Origin of the sequence: Bradyrhizobium glycinis (assembly GCF_016031655.1) — a bacterium.
GTDB classification, from domain to species: domain Bacteria; phylum Pseudomonadota; class Alphaproteobacteria; order Rhizobiales; family Xanthobacteraceae; genus Bradyrhizobium; species Bradyrhizobium glycinis.
Map to the genome: position 1 here is coordinate 688,768 of NZ_JACCHQ010000001.1, position 25,774 is coordinate 714,541.

Genomic DNA, 25,774 nt, shown 5'->3' on the forward strand with positions numbered 1-25,774 from the left:
CACGAACTCGGCTGTCGAGACAACCCCTCATCCGGCGCTTCGCGCCACCTTCTCCCACAAGGGGAGAAGGAGAAGAAGCAGGAAGCTGCACAATGCCAATCAGGTTCGACGGACGCGTCGCCATCGTCACCGGCGCGGGCAATGGTCTCGGCAAGGCGCATGCGCTGGGGCTGGCGAGCCGCGGCGCCAAGGTCGTGGTCAACGATTTCGGCGGCGCGCGCGACGGTACCGGCGGCTCGCTGTCGCCAGCCGAGGCCGTGGTCGAGGAGATCCGCAAAGCCGGTGGCACCGCGATGGCCGACGGCGCCGACGTCTCCAATTTCGAGCAGGTCACCGCCATGGTCGAGCGCGCCACCAAGGAATGGGGCAGCGTCGATCTTCTGTGCGCCAATGCCGGCATCCTGCGCGACAAGTCGTTCGGCAAGATGGAAGTCGCCGATTTCCAGAAGGTGCTCGATGTGCATCTCGTCGGCACCTTCTATTGCTGCAAGGCAGCCTGGGCCGGCATGCGCGACCGCAATTACGGCCGCATCGTGCTGACGACGTCGTCCTCCGGGCTCTACGGCAATTTCGGCCAGGCCAATTACGGCGCGGCGAAATCCGGCATGGTCGGCCTGATGAACGTGCTGGCCGAAGAGGGCCGCAAGAACGACATCCGCGTCAACATCATCTCGCCGACGGCGGCGACGCGCATGACCGAAGAGTTGCTGCCGCCGCAGGCGCTGCAGCTGATGAAGCCGAGCGCGATCACGCCCGCGGTCGAGTACATGCTGAGCGAGGATGCGCCGACCCGCACCATCATGGGCGCCGGTGCCGGCTCGTTTGCGGTGATCAAGATCCTGGAGAGCGAAGGCATCAACCTGCCTGAGGGTGAGTGGACGCCCGATGCGATCGCCGCCCATTTCGCCGAGATCAGCGACATGTCGAAGGCCAGGGCCCTGCAGGGCGCGTTCGAGCAGACGCAGAAATACGTCGCGCAGGCCGCCGCGCGGGCGGGGATCAAGCTCTGACCGACGTCGCCGTCATCGGCGCAGGTCCCGCCGGGCTGATGGCGGCGGAGGTGCTGGCGCAAGGCGGCGCCCGTGTCACCGTCTACGACGCCATGCCGTCCGCGAGCCGTAAATTCCTGATGGCCGGCCGCGGCGGGCTCAACCTCACACATAGCGAACCGCTGCCGCAATTCGTGACGCGCTATCGCGAGGCCGCACCGAAGCTGCAGGCGGCGCTCGACGCATTTTCGCCGGATGCGCTGCGGGCCTGGAGCGAGGCGCTGGGCGAGCCGACCTTCGTCGGCAGCAGCGGACGCGTGTTTCCCAGGGCGTTCAAGGCCTCGCCCTTGCTGCGCGCCTGGCTGCGGCGGCTCGATGCCGCCGGCGTGAAATTCGCCTTTCGGCATCGCTGGACCGGATGGGATGGGGAAGGGCGGCTGAAGTTTCAAACACCCGATAGCACATTGGCCGTCGCCGCTCGCGCCACGCTGCTCGCCCTCGGCGGCGCAAGCTGGCCGCGGCTCGGCTCTGACGGACGCTGGGTCGACATCCTCGCCGCAAGGGGCATAGCCGTCTCAAAACTGCGGCCGGCCAATTCCGGCTTCACGGTCGCTTGGTCCGAATTGTTCCGCGACCGTTTCGAGGGCCAGCCGCTCAAGGGCGTGGCGCTGACGATTGGCGCGCACACGGCGCGCGGAGAGGCCATGATCACCCGCGGCGGCATCGAAGGCGGCGCGATCTACGCGCTGTCGGCGGAACTGCGCGAGGCGGTGCTGAATCTCGGGCAGGCGACGCTAATGATCGCGTTGCGGCCCGATCTCGACGCCGCTGCGCTGGCCACGCGGCTGTCAGGCGTGCGCGGCAAGCAATCGCTGGCGAACTTCCTGCGCAAGGCGGCGCAGCTGTCGCCGGTCGGCATCGGTCTGATGCAGGAAGCCGCCATTGCATCCGGCCGAACGCTGGCTTCGTTCTCGCCGGCGGAGCTTGCGCAGCTCATCAACGCCATTCCGGTTCAGCTCACCGGTGTCGCTCCGATCGATCGCGCGATCTCGACGGCAGGCGGAATAAGGTTCGACGAGCTCGACGAACACCTCATGTTGCGCAAATTGCGAGGTGTGTTCGCCGCCGGCGAGATGCTGGATTGGGAGGCGCCGACCGGCGGCTATCTGCTGCAGGCCTCGTTCGCGACCGGGGCTGCGGCGGGTCGGGGCGTGTTGGAGTGGCTGAAGCGTTCTTAGGACGCCGCCCCCCTTCGAGGCCTCCGCTGCGCTCCGGCACCTCAGGGTGACGGCTACGAGAGAGCGCCGTTCTCTTCTGGTGATACCGTTCAAGAGAGCGTCATCCTGAGGTGCGAGTGGCGCGATGCAAAGCAGCGCGCCGGGAGCCTCGAAAGATGCGCGGGCGCCGAACCGCCTATCGCAGCTTCCCCCGCGCCGCGACCGGCAACGTGCCGATGATGTCCTCGCCGCGCACCATGACGACCTCGTCCATCATGTTGACGACGACGCAGACATGGTTCGGCACGATGCGGACGACGTCGCCGACATTGGGCCGCGTGTTGCTGCGCGACAGGTCGAGGAAACCGTGCTCCTCGGCGAACTTCGCGATTCTGGCTTCGGGATGCTCCAGGATCAGGCCGTGGCCGTCGAGCCCGCCGGTATCAGTGGTCAGCGTCTTCGAGCCGGCGTCCAGAATGCCGCGCTCGGGCGCGGCGCGGCTGACCACCGTCGAATAGATGTGCAGCGCGCAATCGTCCCAGGTCGCCGAGCCCGCGGCGACCTGCATGCGATCGTTGTAGATGTAGGTGCCGAAGCGATGCTCGGTGCCGCCCTTGAGCTTGCCGATATTGACGAGGTTCGGCGTGCCGCCGGTCGAGACGATCTTGGCGTCAAGCCCGTGGGCGCGTACGCCGGCCAGCGCCTCGTCGTAGAATTTCTGCGCTTCAGCCCAGCCTGTCTCGGTCGGATACAGCATGAAGCCGGCGAACTCGAGTCCCTTGGACGCCGCGATCTCGCGCGCCAGTGCGACGGCCTCGGCCGGCGTCTCGACGCCGGCGCGCTTGCGCCCCGTGTCGCATTCGACCATGACCGAGAGCGGGCGGCCTGACGCTGCAGCCGCCTTGGGCAGGCCGGCAACGACGGTCGAATTGTCGGCAGCCACCGTCATGTTGGCCTTGGCCTGCAACGCGCCGAGGCGGGCCATCTTCTCTTCGCCCAGCAGATTGTAGCTGATCAGGATGTCGTCGATGCCGGCATTGGCCATGATCTCGGCTTCGCCCAGCTTCTGGCAGGTGATGCCCTTGGCGCCGGCCGCGACCTGCATCTTGGCAATCGTCGGGTTCTTGTGCGTCTTGATGTGCGGACGATTGGCGATCCCGGCGTCGTCGCAGGCCTTCTGGATCCGCGCGATGTTGCGCTCGACCCTGTCCATGTCGATGACGGCACAGGGCGTGCCGTATTCGCGGGCGATTTTTGCGGCGAGGGGAGTGGTCATGGGAGTCCTTTAGTTGGCGCGTACTCTGATCGCAAAACCGGTGCCCACTTTTGCGGGAATACGCGCTAGGCCTGTTCTATCTCTTCACGGAGCATTTCAAGTTCAAGCCAGCGCTCTTCGGCGGCGGACAGTTCCTCATGCGCCTTGGCGATTGCGGCCGAGGTGTCGTCGAATGTCTTGCGATCCCTGGCGTAGAGGTTGGGATCATCAAGCACGCGCTGCAATTTGGCGATATTCGCCTGCAACGTTTCCATCTTCTTCGGCAGCGTTTCCAGCGCGTGCTTCTCGTTGAAGCTGAGCTTGCGCTTGGGTGCGGACGAGGCGACCGCGGGACGCTCGTCCTTCTTCTCCGCAACCGGTGGCGCCTTCGGCGTCTCGCGCTTCAAATCGGCGCCACGTTGGCTCAGCATGTCGCTGTAGCCGCCGGCATATTCGATCCACTTTCCGTGACCCTCGGGCGCGATCACGGAGGTGACGACGCGGTCGAGGAAGTCGCGGTCGTGGCTGATCAGGATCACGGTGCCTTCGTAGTCGCCAAGCATCTCCTCGAGCACGTCGAGCGTTTCGAGATCGAGATCGTTGGTCGGCTCGTCCAGCACCAAGAGATTCGACGGCTTCGCCAGCGCGCGCGCCAGCATCAGTCGGCCGCGCTCCCCGCCCGAGAGCACCTCCAGCGGCGTGCCGCGCTGCTCCTGCGCGAACAGAAAATCCTTCATGTAGCCGACGACGTGCTTCGGCTTGCCGCCCACCATGACGTGGTCGCCGCGGCCGCCGGTCAGCGCTTCGGCGAGCGTCGATTTGGGATCGAGGCTTTCGCGATGCTGGTCGAGCGTCGCCATCTCCAGATTGGCCCCGAGCCGTATTGTACCGGAATCAGGCTGCAAGCCGCCGGTCAGCAGATTGACCAGCGTGGTCTTGCCGGCGCCGTTCGGGCCGATGATGCCGAGCCGGTCGCCGCGCTGGATGCGGGTGGAGAAATTCTCGACGATCTTGCGCTCGCCATAGGCTTTCGTGACGTTCTTCGCCTCGATCACCAGCTTGCCGGACTGCTCGGCTTCGCTGGCTGCGAGGTTGGCGCTGCCGGCGGTGCCGCGATAATTGCGGCGCTGGGCGCGCAGCGCATGCAGATTGGCGAGGCGCTTGACGTTGCGCTTGCGCCGGCCGGAGACGCCGTGACGCAGCCAGTGCTCCTCGTCGACGATCTTGCGGTCGAGCTTGTGCTGGTCGCGTTCCTCCTCGGCGAGCACTTCGTCGCGCCAGCTCTCGAACGAGGCAAAGCCGCGATCAATCTGCTTGATCTTGCCGCGGTCGAGCCAGGCGGTCGAGCGCGAGAGATTGGTGAGGAAGCGGCGGTCGTGGCTGATGATGACAAGCGCGCTGCGGCGGCTGTCGAGCTCCTGCTCCAGCCATTCGATGGTGGCGAGATCGAGATGATTGGTCGGCTCGTCCAGCAGCAGAATGTCGGGCGAGGGCGCCAGCACAAAGGCCAGCGCCGCGCGGCGCGCCTCGCCACCGGAGAGGTTGTGCGGGTTCTCCTCGCCAGTGAGGCCGAGCTGCTCCAGGAGATAGCGCGCCTGGTGCTGGTCGTCGCCAGGCGCGAGCCCGGACTCGACATAGGCGAGCGTGGTCTTGTGCGTGCCGAAATCCGGCTCCTGCGGCAGGTAGCGCACCGTTGCGCCCGGCTGCACGAAGCGCGTGCCGGAGTCCGGCTCGACCAGGCCGGCTGCGATCTTTAAAAGGGTCGACTTGCCGGAGCCGTTGCGGCCGATCAGGCAGACGCGTTCGGATGGCGCGACGTTGAGCTCGACGCCTGACAGCAGCGGCGTGCCGCCGAAGGTCAGCCGGATATCTTTGAGTTGGATCAGCGGCGGGGCCATGGCTAACCTTGGCTCGTTGCGGCCTGATCTGCGCGGCGGCGCTGGATCCGGCGCAGCGTCTGGTCGAGCGCCGACAGGAAGGCGGAGCGGTCGCGCGGCGAGAACGAGCGGGGGCCACCGGTGACTTCGCCGGCCGAGCGCAGATCGGTTATCAGATTGCGCACCGCCAGCGTCATGCCGATCGACTCCTCCGTGAACGGCTTGCCGTTCGGGGCGATCACGTCGGCGCCCGCCTTGACGCAGCGGCTGGCCAGCGGAATGTCCGAGGTCACCACGACGTCGCCCGGCCTCGCACGCTCGGCGATCCAGTCGTCGGCGGCGTCCATGGCGGTCCCTGCGGCAATGCGCTCGATCAGCGGATCCTGCGGCACGCGGATGAAATTGCCGGCGACCACGCTCACGGGCACGCCGTGCCGGATCGCCACGCGATAGATTTCGTCCTTCACCGGACAGGCGTCGGCGTCGACATAGATGCGGGTCGGGGTCTCGGTCATTCCGCCGCGTGGTAGCCCATTCGGGCCGCAAAGGCGAGGGGATTGACCGCTGTTCCGCGGGGCCTACGATTGGGCTCGAACAACAAGAACAGGGAAGGCCAGCCATGCCCAACCGGCTCGAAACCTACCGCGTCGAGGCCTACAACACCGCCAAGCAGTCCGAAAACAAGATGCACGATGACAATGTGGCCCGCCGCTTCGGCTTTTCCGGCGGGCTGGTCCCCGGCGTCGACGTCTTCGCCTACATGATGCACGTGCCGATCGCGCGCTGGGGCTGCGATTTCCTGTCTCGCGGGCTCGTCGAGGCCCGCTTCATCAAGCCCGTCTATGACGGCGAGACCGCGGATGTTGATGCCACCGAACACAACGGCCTGCTGACCATCGAGGTGTTCAGCCGCACCGAGCTCTGTGCGACTGGGACGGCCTCGCTGCCGGCGGCCGCGCCGGCGGTGTCGCTGAGCGACTATGTCGAAGTCCCCGCCGTCGCCGAGCGCAAGCCGGTCAGCCCAGCGACGTTCGAGATGGGCAAGTGGCTGGGCACGACGCCGCGCCGCTGGGCCGGGCAGGATGCGGCCGACTATCTCGCCGATGTCAGGGAGAAAGATCCGATCTTCGCGCGCGAGGGGCTTGGCCATCCCGGCCTGATCCAGCGCGTCATGAACCGCGTGCTGGTGGACAACACCATCCTGGGACCCTGGATCCACGTCGGCAGCCGCATGCAGCTGCTGTCAGCCGCGCGCATCGGCGACGAGATCACGGCGCGGGCCAAGGTCACTGCGAACTACGAGAAGAAAGGCCACCGCTTCGTCGAGCTCGACGCGCTGCTCGTCGCCAACGGCACGACGCCGCTCGCGCATTGCCAGCACACCGCAATCTACCAGCCGCGCGAGCAGGCGGCGGCGTAGCGGGAACGGGGCACACCATCGCCACAACGTCATGCCCGGGCTTGTCCCGGGCATCCACGTTCTTCATGCCCTCGTGGCAAGGCGTGGATGGCCGGGACAAGCCCGGCCATGACGACCGAAGAAGCGCGGCCCTTACGCCGCCTTGGCCTTCGCGTCCTGGATCGCGCGCCACACCCGCTCGGGGGTCAGCGGCATGTCGATGTGCTTGATTCCGTACTCCGACAGCGCGTCGAGCACAGCGTTCACCACCGTCGACAGGCTGCCGGCACAGCCGGCTTCGCCGCAACCCTTGCTGCCGAGCGGATTGGTGGTGGCGGGCACCGGATGATCGCCGATCGTCATGTTGGGGACGTCCTCCGCGCGGGGGAGGGCGTAGTCCATCAGCGAGCCCGTGATCGGCTGGCCATTGTCGTCGTAGCGGATGTGCTCCATGAGCGCCTGGCCGATGCCCTGGACCACGCCGCCATGGAGCTGGCCCGCGACCAGCATCGGGTTGATCACCGTGCCGAAATCGTTGACCGCACTGTAGCGCACGATCTGCACCACACCGGTGTCCGGGTCGATCTCGACCTCGGCGACGTGGCAGCCGTTCGGGAACGCCGAGGCGACCGGTTCGCTGGTATGGTCGACGTCGAGCGTATCAGGCACGCCCTCCGGCACCTTGCCGTCATGCAGGCGCTTGGCAAGCTCCATGATGTCGATGCTGCGATCGGTGCCGGCGATCGTAAAGCTGCCATCGGCAAACTCGATATCGGCCTCGGACGCCTCCAGCATATGCGCGGCGGCGCGCTTGCCTTTCTCGATGACGAGCTTTGCGGCCCCCACGATGGCCTGGCCGGTCGCGGTGATCGAACGCGATCCGCCGGTGCCGTTGCCGGTGTGGACGATGTCGCTGTCGCCCTGCACGAGCTTCACGCTCTCGAAGGGGACGCCGAGCTGCTCGCACAGCACCTGCGCGAACGGCGTGGCATGGCCCTGGCCGTAATCGAGCGTGCCGGTGATGAGCTGCACGGTGCCATCAGGGTCGAACACGATCTTGCCGAGCTCGGGACTCGGCGGCGCGGTGACCTCGAGATAGGAGCCGACCGCAATGCCGCGCAGCTTGCCGGCCTTCCGGCTCTCCTTCTTGCGCTTCGCGAAATTCTCGTAGTCGGAGATTTCGAGCGCCTTGTTGAACACGGCCTGGAAGTCGCCGCTGTCATAGGTGACTCCGGAGGACGCCGCGAACGGGATCTGGTTCGGCTTGATGAAGTTGCGCTTGCGCAAGGTCAGCCGGTTGATGCCCATCTCGTCGGCGGCGCGGTCGATCAGGCGCTCCATGTAATAGTTCGCCTCAGGCCGGCCGGCGCCGCGATAGGCCCCCATCAGCGTGGTGTTGGTCAGTACCACCTTGATGTCGACCGCCATCAGCGGTGTGCGATAGACGCTGGAGAAGTTCTTGCCGGTGTTGAGCGAAAGCGGCCCCGGCGCGACGCCGGTGATGTAGGCGCCGAGATTGCCATAGCCGGACAGCTTTGCCGCGAGGAAGTGCCCCTCGGCATCGAGCGCGAGCTCGGCGTGGATCTTCTGTGCGCGGCCGTGGCTATCGGAGAGGAAGCTGGTGGAGCGCTCGTCCAGCCACTTCACCGGGCGTCCCAGTGCCTTCGCCGCATACAGAATGCACATATACTCTGGATAGTTGATGTTCTTCATGCCGAAGGAGCCGCCGACATTGGCGGTGAGGATGCGCACCTTTTCGTTCGGCACCTTCAGATTCTTCGCGAGATTGGCGCGGTTGCCGGCAACGCCCTGCGTCGGCACCTGAAGCGTGTAGCGCTCGGTCTTCTTGTCGTAGGAGGCAAGCCCCACGCGCGGCTCCATCGAGACCACGGCGACCCGGGTGTTCTCAATGTCGAGCTTGGTCACATGAGCGGCGCTGGCGAAGGCTGCGTTGACCCTGTCCATGTCGCCGTAGTGATAGTCGAGCGCGACGTTGTTAGGAATGTGGTCATAGAGCTGCGGCGCGCCGGGCTTGGCGGCTGCCTCGGGGTCCGTCACCGCCGGCAGCGGCTCGATGTCGAGCTCGACCGCCTCGGCCGCGTCGCGCGCCTGGGCCAGCGTCTCCGCCACCACGAAGGCGACGGGATCGCCGACGAAGCGGACCTTGTCGGTCGCCAGCGGCTGCCGGTTGGTCTGGAGCAGGGGCGAGCCGTCGCGGCTCTTCAGCGGCAGGCCGCAAGTGAAGGGGCCATAGCCGGCGGCATCGAGATCCTTCCCGGTCCACGCCCCCAGCACGCCCGGCATCGCCTTGGCGGCATCGAGCCCGATGCCGCGGATGATGCCATGGGCATGGGTCGAGCGGACGACTACGGCATAGGCCTGGTTCGGCAGGTTGAAATCGTCGGTGTAGCGGCCCTTGCCGCGCACCAGCGTGTCGTCCTCCTTGCGGCGGACCGGTTGCCCGACGCCATATTTTTGCAGTGCAATAGCGTTCTCGAGCGTCGACGATTTGGTGTGTTCTTGCATGGGATTGACCTGAAAAGCCGGCATTTGCGCATTTTCGCGGCAGCGGAGCACCGGACTCCCTTGAGATAACCCACCACCCCCGTTCACGACAACGCACGATTGGACATGGTCCCATGTGATGCGTTGTTGCGCAGGCCTGCCGCGCTGCTAATGTTTCAGGCGAATAATCAATTCCAGACCGGCCCGACCGGCCGCGGAAAGACAGTTTGTATGAATGACCACACGCGGCTCCGCGACGGCCATGCGCCGCACGGCGAGCTGGAGGGGTCGATGGCGGCGGTGGCGTTGGCCACCGAAGCGGCCGTCGGCGCGCAGGCGCCGGGAACCGGCGTCTATGCGGCGCTGGACCTCGGCACCAACAATTGCAGGCTGCTGATCGCCTGTCCGACCCAGGACGGCTTTCGCGTGGTCGATTCCTTCTCGCGCATCATCAGGCTCGGCGAGGGCGTCTCGGCCACGGGCTGCATCAGCGAGGCCGCGATCGAGCGCGCCATCGCCGCGCTCAGCATCTGCCGGGACAAGATCAATCTGCGGAAGGCGCGCCGGCTGCGGCTGATCGCGACCGAAGCCTGCCGTGCGGCTTCGAACGCGGAAGGTTTCCGCAGCCGCGTTGCGGCCGAGACCGGCATCGAGCTCGAGGTGATCGACCGCGAGACCGAGGCCGCGCTCGCCGTGCTGGGCTGCTCGCCGCTGGTCGACCCCAGGGGACGCGGCGCTATCCTGTTCGACATCGGCGGCGGCTCGACCGAGCTGGTGCGGATCGAGCGCGACGCCACCAATCCGGAGCCGCGCATAAAAGCCTGGATGTCGATCCCGTACGGTGTGGTCACGCTCGCCGAGCAGTTCGGCGGACGCGATGTCACGCCGGGGATCTACGCGGCGATGGAGCAGGAGGTCGCAAACCACGTCGCGCCGTTCGCCGAGGAGCACGGCCGCGATCTCCGCGACATGCACCTGCTCGGCACGTCGGGCACGGTGACGACGCTGGCCGGCATTCATCTCAACCTGGCGCGCTACGACCGCCGCCGCATCGACAGCATCTGGATGAACGATTCAGATATCACCGCGACCATCAACAAGCTGCTCGGCATGAGCTATGAGGAGCGTGCCGCCAACAGCTGCATCAGTGTCGAGCGTGCCGATCTCGTGCTGGCGGGCTGCGCCATCCTCGATGCTATCCGCCGCGCCTTTCCGCTGCCGCGCCTGCGTGTCGCCGACCGCGGCTTGCGCGAGGGCATGCTGGTCGAGATGATGCGCGAGGACGGCGCGCTCAGGAGCTGGTGAGTATGGCTAAGGACAGCACCGGCCGCTTGCACGTTCAGGTCAAGACCGGCGGCAAGCGCAAATTGTCGTCGAAGCTGTGGCTGGAGCGGCAGCTCAACGATCCCTACGTCGCCAAGGCCAAGGCGGCGGGCTATCGCTCGCGCGCCGCGTTCAAGCTCTTGGAGATGGACGATAAGTTCCGGCTTCTGAAGCCAGGCATGGCCGTGGTCGATCTCGGCGCGGCACCCGGCGGCTGGAGCCAGATTGCCGCGAAGCGCGTCGGCTCGACGGAAGGCAAGGGCAAGGTCGTCGCCATCGATCTGTTGGAGATGCCGGAGATTCCCGGCGTCGATTTCGCGCAGCTCGACTTCATGGACAACGACGCCCCCGAAAAGCTCACCGCGATGCTGGGCGGCAAGGCCGACGTCGTGATGTCCGACATGGCCGCCAACACCACCGGGCACCGCAAGACCGACCAGCTCCGCATCGTCGGCCTGGTCGAGACCGCGGCGGCCTTTGCCTGCGACGTGCTCAAGCCCGGCGGCACGTTCCTCGCCAAAACGTTCCAGAGCGGCGCCGATGCCGAGCTGCTGGCCCAGCTCAAGCGCGACTTTGCGACGGTGCGTCACGTCAAGCCGGCAGCTAGCCGGCAGGATTCCTCGGAGCGCTACGTGCTGGCGACGGGGTTTCGGGGCGGGGGAACGGCGTAGCCACCGTCATTGCGAGGAGCTCTTGCGACGAAGCAATCCAGAGCGTTGCCGCGGAGGCATTTCTGGATTGCTTCGCGGAGCCTGTCATCGGGCCGCGCTTCGCGCGGACCCGTTGGCTCGCAATGACGAGAGGCAAAACTATCCCAGCCGTTGATCCCGCACGTCCTGCGTATCTTCGGACGCCGCCTTGACCGCGGCCTTCTCTGCGCCCTTGCCGGCCCCCTTGCGACTCGCGATCTCCACCGCCTTGCGCCCCGAAATCTCGTGGCCGGCGTCCGCGGGCATCTGCCAGAAGAACCAGCTCGAGGCCGCCGAGGTCAGCGCGACCACGACGAAAGCGGGCGCGAACACCGTGGCGTTGAGCTCGCTGACATGGCTGAACCACATCGTCGTCTCGACACAGGCCGCGCCGACGGCGACGCCGGCCGAGATCGCGAGCTGCTGGTTGACGCTGACGAGGGTGGTGGCGCGGCTCATCTGCGCGGTCTCGACGTCGGCATAGGCGACCGTGTTGATCGCGGTGAACTCCAGCGAGCGGAAGAAGCCGCCGACCACCAGGATCACCATGATGATGAGCAGCGGCGTCGTCACCGTGAACAGCGCGCAGACGCCGAGGAAGAACGCGCTGACGATCGCGTTCACCGTCATCAAATTGCGGAAGCCGAACGTGCGGATGATCCGCGCCGCCAGCGTCTTCATGCCCATCGCCCCGAGCGAGGAAGCAAAGGTGACGAGGCCGGAATGGAACGGCGACAGGCCGAAGCCGATCTGCATCAGGAGCGGCAGCAGGAACGGCAGCGCGCCGATGCCGAGCCGGAATAGGAAGCCGCCGAACACGGCTGCGCGCAGCGTCGGCAGCTTCAGGAGCGAGAAGTCCAGCACCGGCGATCCGGTCCGCCGCGCGTGGATGACGTAGAGCGTCATCGAGATCGTACCGCCTACGACCAGCGCGGCCACCGTGCTCCATGGCAGCAAATTGAGCCCGGCGACCGACAGGCCAAATGCGATCCCGGCGAGCCCCAGCCCAGCGAGCACCATGCCGTAGAGATCGAACGGCTCCTGCGCCTCGCTTTTGATCGGATCGATGAAACGCAGCGCCATGAAGATGCCGAGCAGCCCGATCGGGATGTTGATCAGGAAGATCCAGTGCCAGGATGCATAGGTCGTGATGAAGCCGCCGAGCGGCGGGCCGATCACCGGGCCGATCAGGGCAGGGACCGTCACCCAGGCCATGGCGTTGACCAGCGCGCTCTTGTCGACCGAGCGCAGCAGCACGAGGCGTCCGACCGGGGTCATCATGGCGCCGCCCATGCCTTGCAGGATCCGCGCGAACACGAAATCGGTGACCGAGGTCGAGAGCGCGCAGCCGACCGAGCCGACCATGAACACACCGACGGCGATCGCGAACACCATCCGCGCGCCGAACCGGTCGGCGGTCCAGCCGCTCGCCGGAATGAACACCGCGAGCGACAGCAGGTAGGAAGTGATCGCGAGCTTCAGCGTCAGCGGGCTGGTGCCGATGTCGGCCGCGATCGCCGGCAGCGAGGTGGCGATCACGGTGGAATCCATGTTCTCCATGAACAGAGCCGTGGCCACGATCAGCGGAATGACGCGTTGCTTGTCGACCATGAGGGGTAATGAAATCGGAAGGAGGAGTGGAGTTGCGGCTTATCATCGCTGCCGGGCGGGGACCATTGCGGATCCACGCATGGCACCTAAATCCCGCGTAACAACGGTGTGACCCTCTCCGTCATTCCGGGGCGCGCCACTTGGCGCGAACCCGGAATCCATTGGGCTGCAAGGGTGCTGTGAGATGGATTTCGGGTTCGCGACTTCGTCGCGCCCCGGAATGACGGGTCAGGGTTGGGCTGGCGCATGGAGCTGTGCCCGCCGATTTCGGCCAAAAAACCCCTGTGCATGGCTGGCCAGCGGCCCGATTTGCTTTGATTCGTCACGCGGCCGTGCTATCGACCCGCGTCAACCCCACCGATGGGCTCCGATTCTCAAGGCGTCGCCGCAAGGGACGCCGAGGGCGGCGCTCATCCATTAGCATTTGCGGCAAGACCGCAGGAAGGAGTTGGCAGATGGCCACGGTGCAACTTCAGGGCATCCGCGAAGCCTTTACGTTCGACGACGTGCTGTTGAAGCCGGGCCTGTCGGACGTCATGCCGGGCGAGGTCGACATCCGCTCCCGCGTCACCCGCGCCATTCCGCTCAACATCCCGATCATGGCCTCCGCCATGGACACCGTCACCGAGGCGCGCATGGCGATCGCCATGGCGCAGGCCGGCGGCCTCGGCGTCATCCACCGCAATTTCGATCCTGAAGGGCAGGCCGCCCAGGTGCGACAGGTCAAGCGCTACGAGTCCGGCATGGTGGTGAACCCGCTCACCATCAGCCCTGACGCCACGCTCGACGATGCGCTCAAGCTGATGAGCGATCACGGCATCTCCGGCATTCCCGTCGTCACCGGCGCCGGCAAGAACACGCCCGGCAAGCTGGTCGGCATCCTCACCAACCGCGACGTGCGCTTTGCCACCGACCGCCGGCAAAAAGTCTCCGAGCTGATGACGCATGAAGGGCTCGTCACGGTCCGTGAGAATGTCAATCAGGACGAGGCGCGGCGGATGCTGCACCAGCACCGCATCGAGAAGCTGCTCGTCGTCGACGATCAATATCGCTGCGTCGGTCTCATCACCGTGAAGGACATGGAGAAGGCGGTCGCCCATCCGCTCGCCTGCAAGGACGCGCAGGGGCGTCTTCGCGTCGCCGCCGCCACCACGGTCGGCGACACCGGCTTCGAGCGCACCGAGCGGCTGATTGATGCGGGCGTCGATCTCGTCGTCGTCGACACCGCGCACGGCCATTCCCGTCACGTGCTGCAGGCGGTGAACCGCATCAAGCGCCTGTCGAACTCGGTGCAGGTCGTCGCCGGCAACGTCGCCACCACAGAAGGCGCGCAGGCGCTGATCGACGCTGGCGCGGATTGCATCAAGGTCGGCATCGGCCCCGGCTCGATCTGCACCACGCGCATCGTCGCCGGCGTCGGCGTGCCCCAGCTCACCGCGATCATGGATGCTGTGGACGCGGCGAAGAAGGCCGACATCCCCGTCATCGCCGACGGCGGCATCAAATATTCCGGCGATCTTGCGAAAGCGCTCGCCGCGGGCGCCGATATTGCCATGGTCGGCTCGCTGCTCGCCGGCACCGACGAGACGCCCGGCGAAGTGTTCCTGTGGCAGGGCCGCTCCTACAAGGCCTATCGCGGCATGGGCTCGGTCGGCGCGATGGCGCGCGGATCGGCCGACCGCTACTTCCAGCAGGACATCAAGGACACGCTCAAGCTCGTGCCCGAGGGCATCGAGGGCCAGGTGCCCTATAAGGGTCCGGTCGGCAACGTCATGCACCAGCTCGCCGGCGGCTTGCGCGCCGCGATGGGCTATGTCGGCGCGCGCGACATGAAGGAGCTGCACGACAAGGCCCAGTTCGTCCGCATCACCGGCGCGGGCCTGCGCGAAAGCCACGTCCACGACGTCACGATCACGCGCGAGAGCCCGAACTATCCGGGCGGCGGTTAGTCGCTTCTCTCTCTCCATCGTCATGGCCGGGCTTGAGCCGGCCATCCACGCCTTGGGGTCTTGCTCCGCGGCTTCGTGGATGCCTGGGTCAAGCCCGGGCAGACGACGGAGAATGAGGCGCCAGCCTTCTCGATATCGTCGTTGCAAGCGCGACTGCCCACTCCCATCCTTTTGGTGTTGACGCGGCTGGATTGCTTCGCTTCGCTCGCAATGACAGAAAAGTGGAGGAAGCCATGGCCCAAGCCAAACGCATCGTTCTCGCCGCGCGTCCCGTCGGCGAACCCAAGCCGTCTGATTTTCGCCTGGAGGAATTCGCCGTTCCAACGCCAGGGCAGGGCGAAGTCCTGCTGCGCACGATCTGGCTGTCGCTCGATCCTTATATGCGCGGGCGCATGAGCGAGGGGCCGTCCTACGCAGCTCCGGTGCCGGTCGGCGGGGTGATGGAAGGCGAGGCGGTCAGCGAGGTCGCGGCCTCCAACAATCCCGATTTCGCGGTCGGCGACATCGTCCGCATCCGCTCCGGCTGGCAGACGCACGCGATCTCCAACGGCAAGGGCCTGATCAAGGTCGATCCCAAGCTCGGGCCGATCTCGACCTCGATCGGTGTGCTCGGCATGCCCGGCATGACCGCCTATACGGGCCTGCTCGACATCGGCAAGCCGCAACCGGGCGAGACCGTCGTTGTCGCCGGTGCTTCCGGTGCGGTCGGCTCGGCGGTGGGGCAGATCGCCAAGATCAAGGGCGCCCGTGCGGTCGGCATCGCCGGCGGCAAGGACAAGTGCGACTACGTGGTGAAGGAGCTCGGCTTCGATGCCTGCATCGATCACCGCAATCCCGATCTTGCCGCCAAGCTGAAGGACGCCTGCCCTGATGGCATCGACGTCTATTTCGAGAATGTCGGCGGTGCCGTGTTCGAGGCGGTGTTCCCGCTGCTCAACCCGTTTGCGCGCGTGCCGGTCTGCGGCCTGATCGCCCATTACAACGACACCGAGGCCAAGCCGCCGAAATGGGCGGCCAGCCTGATGCGCGCGACGCTGACCAAGCGGCTGACCTTCCGCGGCTTCATCGTGTCAGACTTCGCCGCCCGCCATGGCGACTTCCTGCGCGACATGTCCGGCTGGGTTCGCGACGGCAAGGTCAAGTACAAGGAATTCGTCACCGAGGGCCTGGAAAGCGCCCCCGGGGCCTTCATTGGCTTGCTGAAGGGGGCCAATTTCGGCAAGCAGCTGGTCCGGGTCGGGCCGGACAAGGCCTAGCGCGACAGGGAATGGAACTCACGTGGCCCCGCGGCCACACGCCGCGTGGGGATGGTTAAGAAAGAGTCACCAAATGGTCACACCTGCCCGCAAAAGCCGCAGGTGTGACCGCCTGTTCATTGACGGCCGGATGAAGGCATTGAATCATCGCGCATATTTTAGGTGCTGCGATGTTAGAGATTGGTATTTTCTGCGTAATCCTGCTGGCCGCCGGCTATTGGGCGACCATGTTCATCATGGGCCGTCGCGACGACGTCATCCATGGCAAGTTCGTTCACAGCGAGGACGAGGGCGAATTCACGCCGGCCGCAAGGCCTGCGCCACCGCCGTTCCCGAAGCGTCCGGTCAAAGCCGCTCAAACTGCCGGTCAACCGCCTGTCCCCGCTTCCAAGCCGGTGAACAGCGAAGCATTGCAATCGCTGCTGGCCGCGATCCAGCAGGATCTCAAGAGCGTGGCTTAAGTCTTCCGCAAGGCCGCAACTAAGCAGAACGCACATGAGCGGCTGACATTGAGCCGCGCATGTGTGCCATGGTTATGATAGCGCGCTAGGCTGCGTGCCGCATGCGTTCGATACTCTGAGTAATATGGTTTCCTGCGTCGTCAGCCACCTTCAAAGACATATCCGCCATCCGGCGGCTGGTATCGAGGGCGCTTCTGATCGAATCGCGCATCAGATCGGTCTGCACAGCCGCCAAATCCTGCGGAGTTCGGCAGCGCCAGAGTTCATTCATACGGTCCATGGTCCTCTCGATCTGCTGTCGAACGAAATCGAAGTACTCCCGTGAGACGCCGTTCAACCCTTTAGCGACCGCGGTTGTAGAGTACATGATTGCTTCTGCGTTGCGCACCGAGCGTTCCGTTGCCTGCTGCGCTTCATTGCCCGTCAAACCGAACGTGCGACCGAGCTGATCCGTGGAGCGGCCCATCATCGCAGTGGCCATGTCGACGCCGAAGCGCCAACTGTTTTGCAACATCTCCGCATTTTGTTGCAGGAGATGACTGCTCGCTTGGGCCACCTCCTCGCTGACCTCAGCAGTCGCGAGGCCGATCCGTCTGGTCTGCTCAGCAGTCCTTTCGGCCGCGCGGCGCATTGTGTCCTCAGGGCCTTGTGTAGACTTTTCCTCCGGGCGTGGATTAGCCATTTGTTGCTCCATCGTTGTTGTTGGTGACGTCGGATCCTCTCCGTCACAGGTGCGATCCTAAGCGGCCAACGTGGGCATTTCTCGACCGTTCCGGGGCACGTGATTTTTAATCAATCCTCCGCGATCGCGCGCAGGAACGAGCGCTTCAACTTCCAATTACTCGATGGATTGGTTCATTTGCTTGGCACCGCGGGTCTCATGTTCTTACCCTCGATCATCAAGGCTCACCAATGGACCACCGATGAAACCGTGTTGCTCATCGCTGCCCTGTTATTGGCGCTTCTCGTCGTCGGTAACATCGGCTTGAATTTCCAGCGTCTCTGGTGCTCAGGCCCACACAGTTGAGGGCGGCTGCGGAGGAAAGTGCACTCCTCATTCCAACTGCAGCACGATTCCAAGCTTATTACTCGACCATAGGCGGCAAAGTGCAGATTTTCCACGGAACAGAGGACCAGGTAATCGAAGTCAAACAAGCGCGAGATCTACATCAAGCACTGTCTCGGTCCGATCTGCACCTTGTTCCAAATGCCGGGCATATGGTTACTTGCGCTGACCCCGCCGCCATCGTGGAGGCCGTCAGTTCAGTGGCAAATCCCTAGAGTCGCAGCTTGTCCATCGACTTGAACGCGCCGGAAGAAGAGCACTCACACTCAAAAGCGCTCTTCTTCCATTCGCCGGCCACGGCCGTCACTGCACCTTGCGGCGTGCAGGCGCAGCGACGGGCCGCAATTCCATTCTCGATATGCCTGCTGCGATGTTCACACCTGTCTGCGCCTGGACGGATACCGGCTGCAAGGCAATCGTGCGATCCGAGCCGCCCACCAGCAGGTTGGCACCAACCCCGGCGCCGACAGTTCCGCCGGCGGTCGCGCCCGCATAGGTTCCGGCCAAGGCTGCCTGGCGAAGTGTGGTTGGCGCAAACACGGTCCAAACGAGCTGACCGCCGGACGTCGCTCCTATGTCGAGACCAAGCGTGCTGACGGTGCCTTCGTAAGCCTCGCGTGCCCTGCCTCGCGCCGATGCATAGATGCAGCTCAACTGTCGTTGTCCCGCAACGATCATGCCGACTCCGGGCGATATGTTGCACGTGAGTGTGCCGACCCTTGAGCGTCCAGCCTCCTGCGCCGTTGCCGGACCCATCGCGAGGACGAGTGCCAAGGCCGCGCAAGCCGTCGCCAAATTGGTCAGCCTGGTTTCGATCAGCGTTTTCCTAATCATGGGGGGCCTCCATCGACGTATTCTGATCGTCCTTCAATGCGCGCTGAGCTAGCGATGTTCCCGTTGGTCGGAAGGCAAAGCTCCAGAAACACAAGGCAAACCTCGCTTTACTGGTTCGGGATGTGGAGCACGCGTGTCCGGTTCTACGCCGATGTTGAGTGACAGGCGGACTTCAAGTGGGCTGTAGGCAGCCGATTTTAGGAGTGCCGGCGCCCATCTGAGCGAGCAGCTCCTCAATGGCCGCAATGCCTGCGCCACCGCCATTCCCGCAGCGTCCGGTGAAAGCTGCGCAGCCGGCCTTTGTTCAGCCGGTCGGCACCGAGGCCAAAGCGGGCGAACAGCGCCGCGCTGCAATCGCTGCTCGCGGCGATCCAGCAGGATCGCAAGAGCGTCGCTTAAGCCGCAACGCTCAGACGCTGCCGCGCTCGACCAGGAACAGATCGACCGCGAGCCGCTGCTCGGCGAGCGGCGTGCCTGAGAGCCGCGCCAAAAGCAGTTCGCCCGCGAGACGTCCCACGGCCGCCGCATCGAACGAGATGGTCGTGAGGCCCGGCATCATCTGATCGGCGACGTCGTTGTCACCAAAGCCGAGCACGGCCAGATCGCGCGGCACCGACAGGCCGCGGGCGCGAGCCTCGATCAGCGCGCCGGTCGCGAGCAGGTCGTTGGCGCAGAACACGGCGTCGACGTCGCCGCCGCGCTCGAGCAGGGCAGCAAAGGCGGCACGGCCGTCGACGAGGCCCGTGATCTCGCCGATGCCGATCTCGTGGACGATCTCGAGGCCGAGCTGTGCGGCGGCGGCGCGAAAGCCGTCGCGGCGGAGCGCGCCGCGGCCGCTGCTGCGGCCGATGAAGGCGACGCGGCGATGTCCCGCCTGCGCCAGCCGGCGCGCGGCCATCGCGCCGGCGTCCGCATTGGGCAGGCCGACCAGCATGTCGATGGGATCGCGCGGAAACGCCCAGGTCTCGATCACGGGAATACCGAGTTCGGCCAGCGCCGTGCGGTTCTCCTCGAGCTCAATGACGCCGGTGAACATCACCGCTGCCGGGCGGATGCCGCGCAGCGACTGGATCATCGCGACCTCCTTGGCATAGGAGTAGGAGGTCTGGCCGACCAGCACCTCAAAACCTTCCGGCTCGACCGTGGCGGCAAAGCTGCGCACAGCGAGGCCAAACTGCTGGCTGAGGATGTTGGAGACGAAGGCCACGACCACGTTGGACCGCCCCGAGCGCAGCGCGCGCGCATGCGGGTTGGAGGCATAGCCCGTCGCCTCGATCACCTCGAGGATTCGCTCGCGGGTCTTTCGATTGACCTTCTCGGGGTGGCGCAGCACCCGCGACACCGTGATCGGCGCGACGCCGGCGCGCTCGGCGACTTCCTCGATGCGCGGCGGCCGCCCGGTCGCGCTGCTGCGGCCGGGCGGCGCCGGAATGCGCACGACGTCGTCATAGCTCGGCTTGGCCGGATCGGTCATCGAATCCCTGGAGAGACGTCAGGTTAGAGCATCATGACATCAGATCGTACTGCAACCGCGACGGCGCTGCGCTCCCTCCCGCAAGGGGGGAGGTGCAGCGAGCGTGCGGCCGAAGCTCACCGTCCCAAAACCTCCTCGCGTTTCAATGCGCGGCCGACCTGCACCAGGCAGTCGCCGCTCTGGCTGTCGGTGTGCAGGCGCTGGGAGATCACGATGCCGTCGGCGGGGAAGCGCAGCATCTCTTCGGGCAGCTCGGGACGCTCGAAATCGTGATACCAGCCGGCGATATCGCCGGCCTTGACCCGCGCACCCACGGTGACCGCGGGCTCGAACCAGCCATGGCGCGTCGCGAACACGGCCTGGGCATGGCTCTGCAACGCCAACAGTTCGGTGGCACGCTCGACCGGCGCATGCGGCCCCAGCACGGGCGCCTGGACCAGGCCGAGCGCGAGCAGCAATCGGTCGACCGCGCGCGCGGTGAACGCCATCGTCTGCGGCGTCACCGTGCCGCCCCCGCCGAATTCGCCGGAGAGTCCGATCGCGCCGGCGCGCGCGGCCGCCGCCATTGAAGTTGGCGCCGAGGCGCCGTTCTCGGCGACAAAGGCGAAGGGCATGCCGAGCCCTTCCATCAGGCGTAACGCGTGGCCGAACATCTCGGGCGGTCCCTGCCGCTCGATCAATGCGCAAGGCACGTGCGCCATCGACGTGCCTCCGGAATGAATGTCGAAGACGACGTCGTGGCGCGGAAACAGCTCGTGCTCGAGGAAGTGCGCCAGGCGGAATGTCGGCGTGCCCGCGGCATCGCCCGGAAAGGCGCGGTTGAGATTGCCTTCGTCGAGCGGCGAGCGGCGGCGCGCCGCCATCACGGCCGGCCAATTGGCGAAGGGCAGGATGGTGATCTCGCCCTTGACATCCTTCGCATCCAACCGGCGATACAGCCGCGTCAGCGTGATCTCGCCCTCATATTCGTCGCCGTGATTGCCGGCCATCAGCAGCAGCTTCGGCCCGGCGCCGTTCTTGATCCGGAAGATCGGGATCTTGAGCTGGTAGTAGGGCGAGCGATCGATCGAGAAGGGAATGCCGAGATGGCCGGACCATTTCTGGTCCTGCTCGAAATCGATCTCGTGGAAAAGTCCGGTATGCATGGCTTGCCTCGAGGCCGCGTCGTCGCCGACGCCGGCCGAAGTTTGAAGGAAGGCGTCGTTACAGCAAGGCGACCGCGGTCATCTCGACGCGCAGATCTGGATCGGCGAGACGGGCTTCGACGCAGGCGCGCGCCGGCGGATTGGCTGGATCGATCCAGGAATCATAAACCGAGTTCATGGTGTCGAAGTCGGTGATATGCGGCAGGAAGACGTTGACCGCGATCAGCTTGGAGCGGTCGGAGCCGGCCTCCTTGAGCAGCGCGTCGATCTTGGCGAGCACCTGCTGCGTCTGCGACACGATGCCGGCCTTGCGGTCGTCGGCGACTTGGCCTGCGATGTGCACCATGCCGCCGGCGACGACGGCCTGGCTCATGCGCGATCCCACGACGTAACGTTTGATCATCTCAATTCTCCTTGGGAAGGTCGGCTCCCGCATGACGGGCGGGAGCCGTGGCTGAATTCACAGCGTCGGCAGCGACTGCTCTTCCTTGAACCATTTCAGCTGAAGTGCGCCGAGCTTGCCGTTGAGCTTGTTGAAGAAGATGTCGGTGTTGATCCAGTTGAGCAGGTTCTGCTCGCCCTGGCGCACGCCGACATGGGCCGGCGACTGGCGGATCAGGAATTTCAGCTCGACCTCCTTGGTCGGGTTCTGGTCCTGCACCTTCAGCGCAATGGCGCTGTTCTCCGCGAACGTGTCGGCCTGTCCGGCGAGATAGGCCGCGATCGCCGCCGGCGTGTCCTCGAAGCGCACCAGCTTCACCTTAGGCGCGTTGTCGGTGAGCCAGACGTCGAGCGTCGAGCCCTTGGCCACCGCAACGCTGCGGCCGTCGAGATTGTCCGGCTTCTTGCCGGCGGCAGAGGGCAGCGATTTTGCGCCGTAGACGCCGAGATTCACGACGGCATAGGGCTGCGAGAACATCACCTGCTGGGCGCGCTCGGGTGTGGCGCCGAGCCCTGCGATCAGAATGTCGATCTTGTCCGAGAGCAGGCTCGGGATGCGCGCGGCACCCGTCACCGGGACGAGCTCGAGCTTCACGCCCATATCGGTGGCGATCAGCTTGGCAAGATCGGCATCGAGGCCGGCGATCTCGCCCTTGTCGTCCTTGAAGCCCCACGGCGCGGCATCGGTAAGAATGCCGACACGAATCTTGCCGGCACCGAGCACGTCCTGGAGCTTGTCGGCTTTGGCAAGGCTCGGTGCGGCGAGCACGGCGAGGGCCGCGGCAATGGTGAAGAGGGACTTCAACTTTCTCATGACTCTCTCCTTGAAGGGGAAGGTTCTCACCTGGAAGGTTTCATTTGGCAGATGCGATGAAGCTTTTGAGCTCGGGGGTCCCAGGATTGGCGAACAGTTTTGCCGGTGGCCCCTGTTCCCAGACGCGGCCCTGGTGCATGAAGACGATGCGGTCGGCGACGTTGCGGGCAAAGCCCATCTCATGGGTGACCAGGATCATGGTCATGCCCTGTTCCGCCATCGCTTCCATCACTTTCAGGACCTCGCCGACGAGCTCGGGGTCGAGCGCCGAGGTCACCTCGTCGAACAGCATGAGGTGAGGCGCCATGGCGAGGCAGCGGGCGATGGCGACGCGCTGCTGCTGGCCGCCGGAGAGCTGCTCGGGCCAGGCGTCGATCTTGTCGGCGAGCCCGACGCGGGTCAGCACGTCCTCCGCCAGCACACGCGCTTTGGCCTTCTCGACGCGGCCGGTGAGGAGCGGGGCGAGCGTGATGTTGCGCTCGACCTTCAGATGCGGAAACAAATTGAAGGCCTGGAACACGATGCCGACGCGCTGACGGAATTTCTTCAGGTCAGGCATTTTGGCGTGGACCTTCTGTCCCTCGACCCGGATCTCGCCGGAATCGACGCTCTCCAGCGCGTTGATGCAGCGGAGCAGGGTCGACTTGCCCGATCCGGAGCGGCCGATGATGGTGACGATCTCGCCTTCCTCGACGTCGAGCGAGACACCTTTGAGCACCTCGATCTTGCCGAATGTCTTGCGCACGTCGCGGATTTCAACGAGAGCCATCGAGGCGGGCCTCCAGGGAGCGGGACCAGAGCGTGAGCGGCAGGCACAGCGCGAAATAGATCGCGGCCACCAGCGCGTAGGTGAGCAGCGGCTGGAACGTCGCCGCGCTCACCACCTGTCCGGCGCGGGCGAGCTCGACGAAGCCGAGGATCGAGGCGAGCGATGTGCCCTTGATGAGCTGCACCAGGAAGCCGACGGTCGGCGGCAGCGACAGCCGCAGCGCCTGCGGCGCGATGATGTGGCGGAATTGCTGCCAGGCGGAGAGGCCGAGACAGGCGCTGGCCTCCCATTGCGCCTGCTTCACGGCCTCTAAGCCACCGCGCCAGATCTCGCCGAGAAAGGCGGCAGTGTAGAGCGTGTAGGCGACGGTCACGGCGATGAGCGCCGGCACCTGGACGCCGAGGAAAACCGGCATGCCGAAATAGAAGAAGAACAACAGCCCGAGCAGCGGCACGCTCTGGATCACCTGGATGAGTGCGGCCATCGCCCAGCGCAGCCCTGCGAACCGGCTGATGCGGCCGAGGGCGAGCCCGAGCGCAAGCGGTGCACCCAAGAGAAGCGCGAGCACGACGAGGGCGACGGTCCAGCGCAGCGCCGCGAACAGCGAGACGAAGTCGATGAGAGAGAAGGATCGCATCGCTTATCCCTCAGCGCCGCCGCGGCCAGCGGAAGGCCGCCAGGGCGATCACGGCGAACAGCGCCTTGAACGACATCGCCATCGCGAAATAGACTGCGCAGATCACCGCATAGACCTCGAAGCTGCGGTAAGTGCGGCTCTCGATGAAGCCGGCGACGTGAAATAGCTCATCAGTGGCGACCTGCGAGGCGAGCGAGGTGCCGAGCAGCAAGAGCACGAACTGGCTGGTCACGGCCGGATAGGCGTTGCGCAGCGCCGGCGGCAGGATGATGTGGCGAAACACCTGCCAGCCCGACAACCCCAAGCACTGGCCGGCTTCGACCTGGCTGCGCGGAATGGAATCGAGACCGGCGCGGATGATCTCGACGGAATATGCGCCGAAATAGAGCGACAGCGCGACGGCGGCGGCCTCGAAGGCAGGCAGCTTCAGGCCGAAGTTCGGCAGCACGAAGAAGACGATGAAGATCTGGATCAGCGAGGGCGTGTTGCGGAACAGCTCGATGTAACCGCGCACCAGCCAGCGCAGCGGCGTGATGCGCCCCTTCAGCGCGACCGCGCCGGCAATACCGATCACGAGTCCGGCCAGCGCCGAGATCACCGTCAGCTCCAGCGTGATGATGGCGCCGTCGATGAGCTGGTTCTGGTAGCGCCAGAGCGGCAGGAAATTCATCGCCGCTCTCAGCCGAACTGGGTGGGGAGGGCGCGCGTTACGACGCCGTCGGCATCGAGGCCGAAGATGACGCGCCAGCGGTCGAGGCAGGTGCAGGGATGCGAGATGCCGAAGGCGATGATGTCGCCGACCGCAAGCGCGGCTTCGGGCATAACGGACAGGAACGCATGCTGGTCGTTGAGGCGCGTCACGGTGAGCGCAGCGGCGAGGCCTTGCTGCTCGGCGCCGTCGCGGAACACGCGCAAGGGCACCGGTAGTCCCTGGTCGAAGGAGGCGTCGCGCATGCCGAAACCGGCGATCGCAAGTCCGTCTTCGGGACGCGACAGCACCTCGGCCCAGAGCGTCAGCACTGGGCGAAAGTTCTCCACGGCGGAGTGGTGCAGGCCGTCGATAACAAGGCCGCCGCGCCGGTCGATTTCGGCGAATGCGCGGGCATAGATGCCGTGATCGGCGAAGAACAGCGCGCCCGAGCGCAGGATCACGCTGGCATTGCCGTCGGCCTGAGACGCGGGCGCAAGTGCGCGCGCGACGAGATCGAAATAGGCCGAGCCGCCGGCGCTCATGATCAATGGCCGCTTCGGGGCGGCCGCGCGCACCAACGCAAATGTCTCGATGGTGCGCTCCAGCAGCGCGGCGATCGCGCGCATCGTCTCGTTGGTATCGGACGTTGCAGCGGCGCCTTCGTAAGTTGCGACGCCGCCGAGCGCAAGCCGGTCGGCGGCGAGCACGGCTGCGATCGTTGCCTCGGCTGCTGCGTGGTCGCGCGCACCGGCGCGGCCGGCGCCGAGCTCGACCAGCACGGACAAGTCCCGGCGGCCTGCGATCCGCGCGGCCTCGGCGAGAGCTGCCACCGCAGCCGGTGAATCCGCGAAGGCGTGAAATTCGACGTCGGGATAGGCGCTGAGCAGCGCGCCGAGCCGCCGGCCGGCGGCGAGCCCGCCGATCTCGTTGGCCAGCAGCAGGCGCCGCTCGCCGCTCGCGAGCAGCACGGCGGCCTGCTGGACGTTGGCAACCGTCGTGCCCCAGGCGCCGGCGGCGCGCAGCGAGCAGGCGAGCTCCGGCGACATCGGCGTCTTGGCGTGCGGGGCGACGACAACGCCAGCGCTCGTGCACCATTTCAGGAAGAGGTCACGGTTGGCCGCGAAGGCGGCTTCATCCAGGGTGAGGACGGGCAGGGCGAGATCGCAGCGCGCAGGTGACCAGCGCTGGCTGCTGATGTCCTCGATGGTGACGCCATCGACCAGGGGAATGCCCCGTATCGTCGTCGAAAGGCGTTGGTGATCCCACCGGGACAAGAACTGCATCATCGCTCCCTCCGCGGCCTCGGCCGCGGCTTAGGAACGATATGTCCAAATGACAACGTTGTCATTAGCAGATTTTAGCCATTCTGAGG

23 protein-coding genes are annotated in these 25,774 nt (G+C 65.7%); 8 read left to right on the plus strand and 15 right to left on the minus strand.

The window, feature by feature from the left end:
* Positions 1-92 precede the first annotated feature (92 nt).
* Positions 93-1,010: an SDR family NAD(P)-dependent oxidoreductase gene (locus tag HZZ16_RS03275; protein ID WP_197947056.1), complete on the plus strand. Its 918-nt coding sequence runs from the start codon at positions 93-95 to the stop codon at positions 1,008-1,010.
* Positions 1,007-2,227: a BaiN/RdsA family NAD(P)/FAD-dependent oxidoreductase gene (locus HZZ16_RS03280; protein ID WP_197947270.1), complete on the plus strand. Its 1,221-nt coding sequence runs from the start codon at positions 1,007-1,009 to the stop codon at positions 2,225-2,227. The genes HZZ16_RS03275 and HZZ16_RS03280 overlap by 4 nt, the downstream gene beginning before the upstream one ends.
* A gap of 175 nt (positions 2,228-2,402) precedes the next feature.
* Here the strand turns inward: HZZ16_RS03280 and HZZ16_RS03285 are convergent, their stop codons facing one another.
* The 3 genes from HZZ16_RS03285 to HZZ16_RS03295 form a co-directional block, all read right to left on the minus strand.
* Positions 2,403-3,482, minus strand: a complete 1,080-nt coding sequence (locus HZZ16_RS03285) for a D-TA family PLP-dependent enzyme (protein ID WP_197947057.1) — start codon at positions 3,480-3,482, stop codon at positions 2,403-2,405.
* A gap of 65 nt (positions 3,483-3,547) precedes the next feature.
* Positions 3,548-5,359 (minus strand): ABC-F family ATP-binding cassette domain-containing protein, encoded by a 1,812-nt coding sequence (locus HZZ16_RS03290; RefSeq protein ID WP_197947058.1) that lies wholly within the window; start codon positions 5,357-5,359, stop codon positions 3,548-3,550.
* A gap of 2 nt (positions 5,360-5,361) precedes the next feature.
* Positions 5,362-5,853 carry a YaiI/YqxD family protein gene (locus HZZ16_RS03295; RefSeq protein WP_197947059.1) on the minus strand — a complete coding sequence of 164 codons (492 nt, stop codon included), beginning with the start codon at positions 5,851-5,853 and terminating at the stop codon, positions 5,362-5,364.
* A 104-nt stretch (positions 5,854-5,957) separates the two neighbouring features.
* On the opposite strand from HZZ16_RS03295, the gene HZZ16_RS03300 reads away from it, so the two are divergent.
* Positions 5,958-6,758 (plus strand): hypothetical protein, encoded by an 801-nt coding sequence (locus tag HZZ16_RS03300; protein ID WP_197947060.1) that lies wholly within the window; start codon positions 5,958-5,960, stop codon positions 6,756-6,758.
* Between the two features lie 132 nt (positions 6,759-6,890).
* Here HZZ16_RS03300 and HZZ16_RS03305 read toward each other — a convergent pair whose 3' ends face one another.
* Positions 6,891-9,263, minus strand: coding sequence for a xanthine dehydrogenase family protein molybdopterin-binding subunit (locus HZZ16_RS03305; protein WP_197947061.1), 2,373 nt, complete (start codon positions 9,261-9,263; stop codon positions 6,891-6,893).
* A gap of 210 nt (positions 9,264-9,473) precedes the next feature.
* On the opposite strand from HZZ16_RS03305, the gene HZZ16_RS03310 reads away from it, so the two are divergent.
* Together HZZ16_RS03310 and HZZ16_RS03315 are read left to right on the plus strand one after the other, a co-directional pair.
* Positions 9,474-10,547: a Ppx/GppA phosphatase family protein gene (locus tag HZZ16_RS03310; RefSeq protein WP_197947062.1), complete on the plus strand. Its 1,074-nt coding sequence runs from the start codon at positions 9,474-9,476 to the stop codon at positions 10,545-10,547.
* 2 nt (positions 10,548-10,549) lie between these two features.
* Entirely contained in the window at positions 10,550-11,236 is a 687-nt protein-coding gene (locus tag HZZ16_RS03315; RefSeq protein ID WP_197947063.1) for an RlmE family RNA methyltransferase, read from the plus strand.
* A 138-nt stretch (positions 11,237-11,374) separates the two neighbouring features.
* On the opposite strand, the gene HZZ16_RS03320 is transcribed toward HZZ16_RS03315, so the two are convergent.
* On the minus strand, positions 11,375-12,865 hold the full coding sequence (locus HZZ16_RS03320; protein WP_197947064.1) for an MDR family MFS transporter: 1,491 nt from the start codon (positions 12,863-12,865) through the stop codon (positions 11,375-11,377).
* 455 nt (positions 12,866-13,320) lie between these two features.
* Here HZZ16_RS03320 and guaB point away from each other — a divergent pair, with 455 nt between their 5' ends.
* The 3 genes from guaB (at position 13,321) to HZZ16_RS03335 (ending at position 16,531) form a co-directional block, all read left to right on the plus strand.
* Positions 13,321-14,814 carry an IMP dehydrogenase gene (gene guaB / locus HZZ16_RS03325; protein ID WP_197947065.1) on the plus strand — a complete coding sequence of 498 codons (1,494 nt, stop codon included), beginning with the start codon at positions 13,321-13,323 and terminating at the stop codon, positions 14,812-14,814.
* Positions 14,815-15,047: 233 nt separating this feature from the next.
* Positions 15,048-16,070 (plus strand): NADPH-dependent curcumin/dihydrocurcumin reductase, encoded by a 1,023-nt coding sequence (gene curA / locus HZZ16_RS03330; protein WP_197947066.1) that lies wholly within the window; start codon positions 15,048-15,050, stop codon positions 16,068-16,070.
* Between the two features lie 170 nt (positions 16,071-16,240).
* Positions 16,241-16,531 (plus strand): hypothetical protein, encoded by a 291-nt coding sequence (locus HZZ16_RS03335; protein WP_197947067.1) that lies wholly within the window; start codon positions 16,241-16,243, stop codon positions 16,529-16,531.
* Positions 16,532-16,616: 85 nt separating this feature from the next.
* Here the strand turns inward: HZZ16_RS03335 and HZZ16_RS03340 are convergent, their stop codons facing one another.
* From HZZ16_RS03340 to HZZ16_RS03385, 10 genes are all read right to left on the minus strand, one after another.
* A complete protein-coding gene (locus HZZ16_RS03340) occupies positions 16,617-17,213 on the minus strand; it encodes a phasin family protein (RefSeq protein WP_197947068.1) in 597 nt (198 codons plus the stop codon).
* A gap of 687 nt (positions 17,214-17,900) precedes the next feature.
* A complete protein-coding gene (locus HZZ16_RS03345; protein ID WP_246509927.1) occupies positions 17,901-18,431 on the minus strand; it encodes a DUF992 domain-containing protein in 531 nt (176 codons plus the stop codon).
* A gap of 409 nt (positions 18,432-18,840) precedes the next feature.
* Positions 18,841-19,905, minus strand: a complete 1,065-nt coding sequence (locus HZZ16_RS03350) for a LacI family DNA-binding transcriptional regulator (RefSeq protein WP_197947069.1) — start codon at positions 19,903-19,905, stop codon at positions 18,841-18,843.
* Positions 19,906-20,021: 116 nt separating this feature from the next.
* Complete coding sequence (locus tag HZZ16_RS03355; RefSeq protein ID WP_197947070.1) at positions 20,022-21,050, minus strand: succinylglutamate desuccinylase/aspartoacylase family protein; 1,029 nt, start codon at positions 21,048-21,050, stop codon at positions 20,022-20,024.
* Between the two features lie 58 nt (positions 21,051-21,108).
* Positions 21,109-21,453: a RidA family protein gene (locus HZZ16_RS03360; RefSeq protein ID WP_197947071.1), complete on the minus strand. Its 345-nt coding sequence runs from the start codon at positions 21,451-21,453 to the stop codon at positions 21,109-21,111.
* A 57-nt stretch (positions 21,454-21,510) separates the two neighbouring features.
* Positions 21,511-22,305 (minus strand): transporter substrate-binding domain-containing protein, encoded by a 795-nt coding sequence (locus HZZ16_RS03365; protein ID WP_197947072.1) that lies wholly within the window; start codon positions 22,303-22,305, stop codon positions 21,511-21,513.
* 40 nt (positions 22,306-22,345) lie between these two features.
* A complete protein-coding gene (locus HZZ16_RS03370; protein WP_197947073.1) occupies positions 22,346-23,074 on the minus strand; it encodes an amino acid ABC transporter ATP-binding protein in 729 nt (242 codons plus the stop codon).
* On the minus strand, positions 23,061-23,711 hold the full coding sequence (locus HZZ16_RS03375) for an amino acid ABC transporter permease (RefSeq protein WP_197947074.1): 651 nt from the start codon (positions 23,709-23,711) through the stop codon (positions 23,061-23,063). The genes HZZ16_RS03370 and HZZ16_RS03375 overlap by 14 nt, the downstream gene beginning before the upstream one ends.
* 10 nt (positions 23,712-23,721) lie before the next feature.
* Positions 23,722-24,381, minus strand: a complete 660-nt coding sequence (locus HZZ16_RS03380; RefSeq protein ID WP_197947075.1) for an amino acid ABC transporter permease — start codon at positions 24,379-24,381, stop codon at positions 23,722-23,724.
* Between the two features lie 8 nt (positions 24,382-24,389).
* The gene (locus HZZ16_RS03385; protein ID WP_197947272.1) at positions 24,390-25,685 is read right to left on the minus strand and encodes an alanine racemase; all 1,296 of its coding nucleotides are present in this window, start codon (positions 25,683-25,685) and stop codon (positions 24,390-24,392) included.
* Between the last annotated feature and the right edge of the window lie 89 nt (positions 25,686-25,774).

What these genes read in the sequence shown, in the direction of transcription:
- HZZ16_RS03275 (WP_197947056.1), top strand. Translation starts at nt 93, where the DNA reads ATGCCAATCAGGTTCGACGGACGCGTCGCCATCGTCACCGGCGCGGGC.
- HZZ16_RS03285 (WP_197947057.1), bottom strand. Translation starts at nt 3,482, where the DNA reads ATGACCACTCCCCTCGCCGCAAAAATCGCCCGCGAATACGGCACGCCC.
- HZZ16_RS03290 (WP_197947058.1), bottom strand. Translation starts at nt 5,359, where the DNA reads ATGGCCCCGCCGCTGATCCAACTCAAAGATATCCGGCTGACCTTCGGC.
- HZZ16_RS03295 (WP_197947059.1), bottom strand. Translation starts at nt 5,853, where the DNA reads ATGACCGAGACCCCGACCCGCATCTATGTCGACGCCGACGCCTGTCCG.
- HZZ16_RS03300 (WP_197947060.1), top strand. Translation starts at nt 5,958, where the DNA reads ATGCCCAACCGGCTCGAAACCTACCGCGTCGAGGCCTACAACACCGCC.
- HZZ16_RS03305 (WP_197947061.1), bottom strand. Translation starts at nt 9,263, where the DNA reads ATGCAAGAACACACCAAATCGTCGACGCTCGAGAACGCTATTGCACTG.
- HZZ16_RS03310 (WP_197947062.1), top strand. Translation starts at nt 9,474, where the DNA reads ATGAATGACCACACGCGGCTCCGCGACGGCCATGCGCCGCACGGCGAG.
- HZZ16_RS03315 (WP_197947063.1), top strand. Translation starts at nt 10,550, where the DNA reads ATGGCTAAGGACAGCACCGGCCGCTTGCACGTTCAGGTCAAGACCGGC.
- HZZ16_RS03320 (WP_197947064.1), bottom strand. Translation starts at nt 12,865, where the DNA reads ATGGTCGACAAGCAACGCGTCATTCCGCTGATCGTGGCCACGGCTCTG.
- guaB (WP_197947065.1), top strand. Translation starts at nt 13,321, where the DNA reads ATGGCCACGGTGCAACTTCAGGGCATCCGCGAAGCCTTTACGTTCGAC.
- curA (WP_197947066.1), top strand. Translation starts at nt 15,048, where the DNA reads ATGGCCCAAGCCAAACGCATCGTTCTCGCCGCGCGTCCCGTCGGCGAA.
- HZZ16_RS03335 (WP_197947067.1), top strand. Translation starts at nt 16,241, where the DNA reads ATGTTAGAGATTGGTATTTTCTGCGTAATCCTGCTGGCCGCCGGCTAT.
- HZZ16_RS03340 (WP_197947068.1), bottom strand. Translation starts at nt 17,213, where the DNA reads ATGGCTAATCCACGCCCGGAGGAAAAGTCTACACAAGGCCCTGAGGAC.
- HZZ16_RS03345 (WP_246509927.1), bottom strand. Translation starts at nt 18,431, where the DNA reads ATGATTAGGAAAACGCTGATCGAAACCAGGCTGACCAATTTGGCGACG.
- HZZ16_RS03350 (WP_197947069.1), bottom strand. Translation starts at nt 19,905, where the DNA reads ATGACCGATCCGGCCAAGCCGAGCTATGACGACGTCGTGCGCATTCCG.
- HZZ16_RS03355 (WP_197947070.1), bottom strand. Translation starts at nt 21,050, where the DNA reads ATGCATACCGGACTTTTCCACGAGATCGATTTCGAGCAGGACCAGAAA.
- HZZ16_RS03360 (WP_197947071.1), bottom strand. Translation starts at nt 21,453, where the DNA reads ATGATCAAACGTTACGTCGTGGGATCGCGCATGAGCCAGGCCGTCGTC.
- HZZ16_RS03365 (WP_197947072.1), bottom strand. Translation starts at nt 22,305, where the DNA reads ATGAGAAAGTTGAAGTCCCTCTTCACCATTGCCGCGGCCCTCGCCGTG.
- HZZ16_RS03370 (WP_197947073.1), bottom strand. Translation starts at nt 23,074, where the DNA reads ATGGCTCTCGTTGAAATCCGCGACGTGCGCAAGACATTCGGCAAGATC.
- HZZ16_RS03375 (WP_197947074.1), bottom strand. Translation starts at nt 23,711, where the DNA reads ATGCGATCCTTCTCTCTCATCGACTTCGTCTCGCTGTTCGCGGCGCTG.
- HZZ16_RS03380 (WP_197947075.1), bottom strand. Translation starts at nt 24,381, where the DNA reads ATGAATTTCCTGCCGCTCTGGCGCTACCAGAACCAGCTCATCGACGGC.
- HZZ16_RS03385 (WP_197947272.1), bottom strand. Translation starts at nt 25,685, where the DNA reads ATGCAGTTCTTGTCCCGGTGGGATCACCAACGCCTTTCGACGACGATA.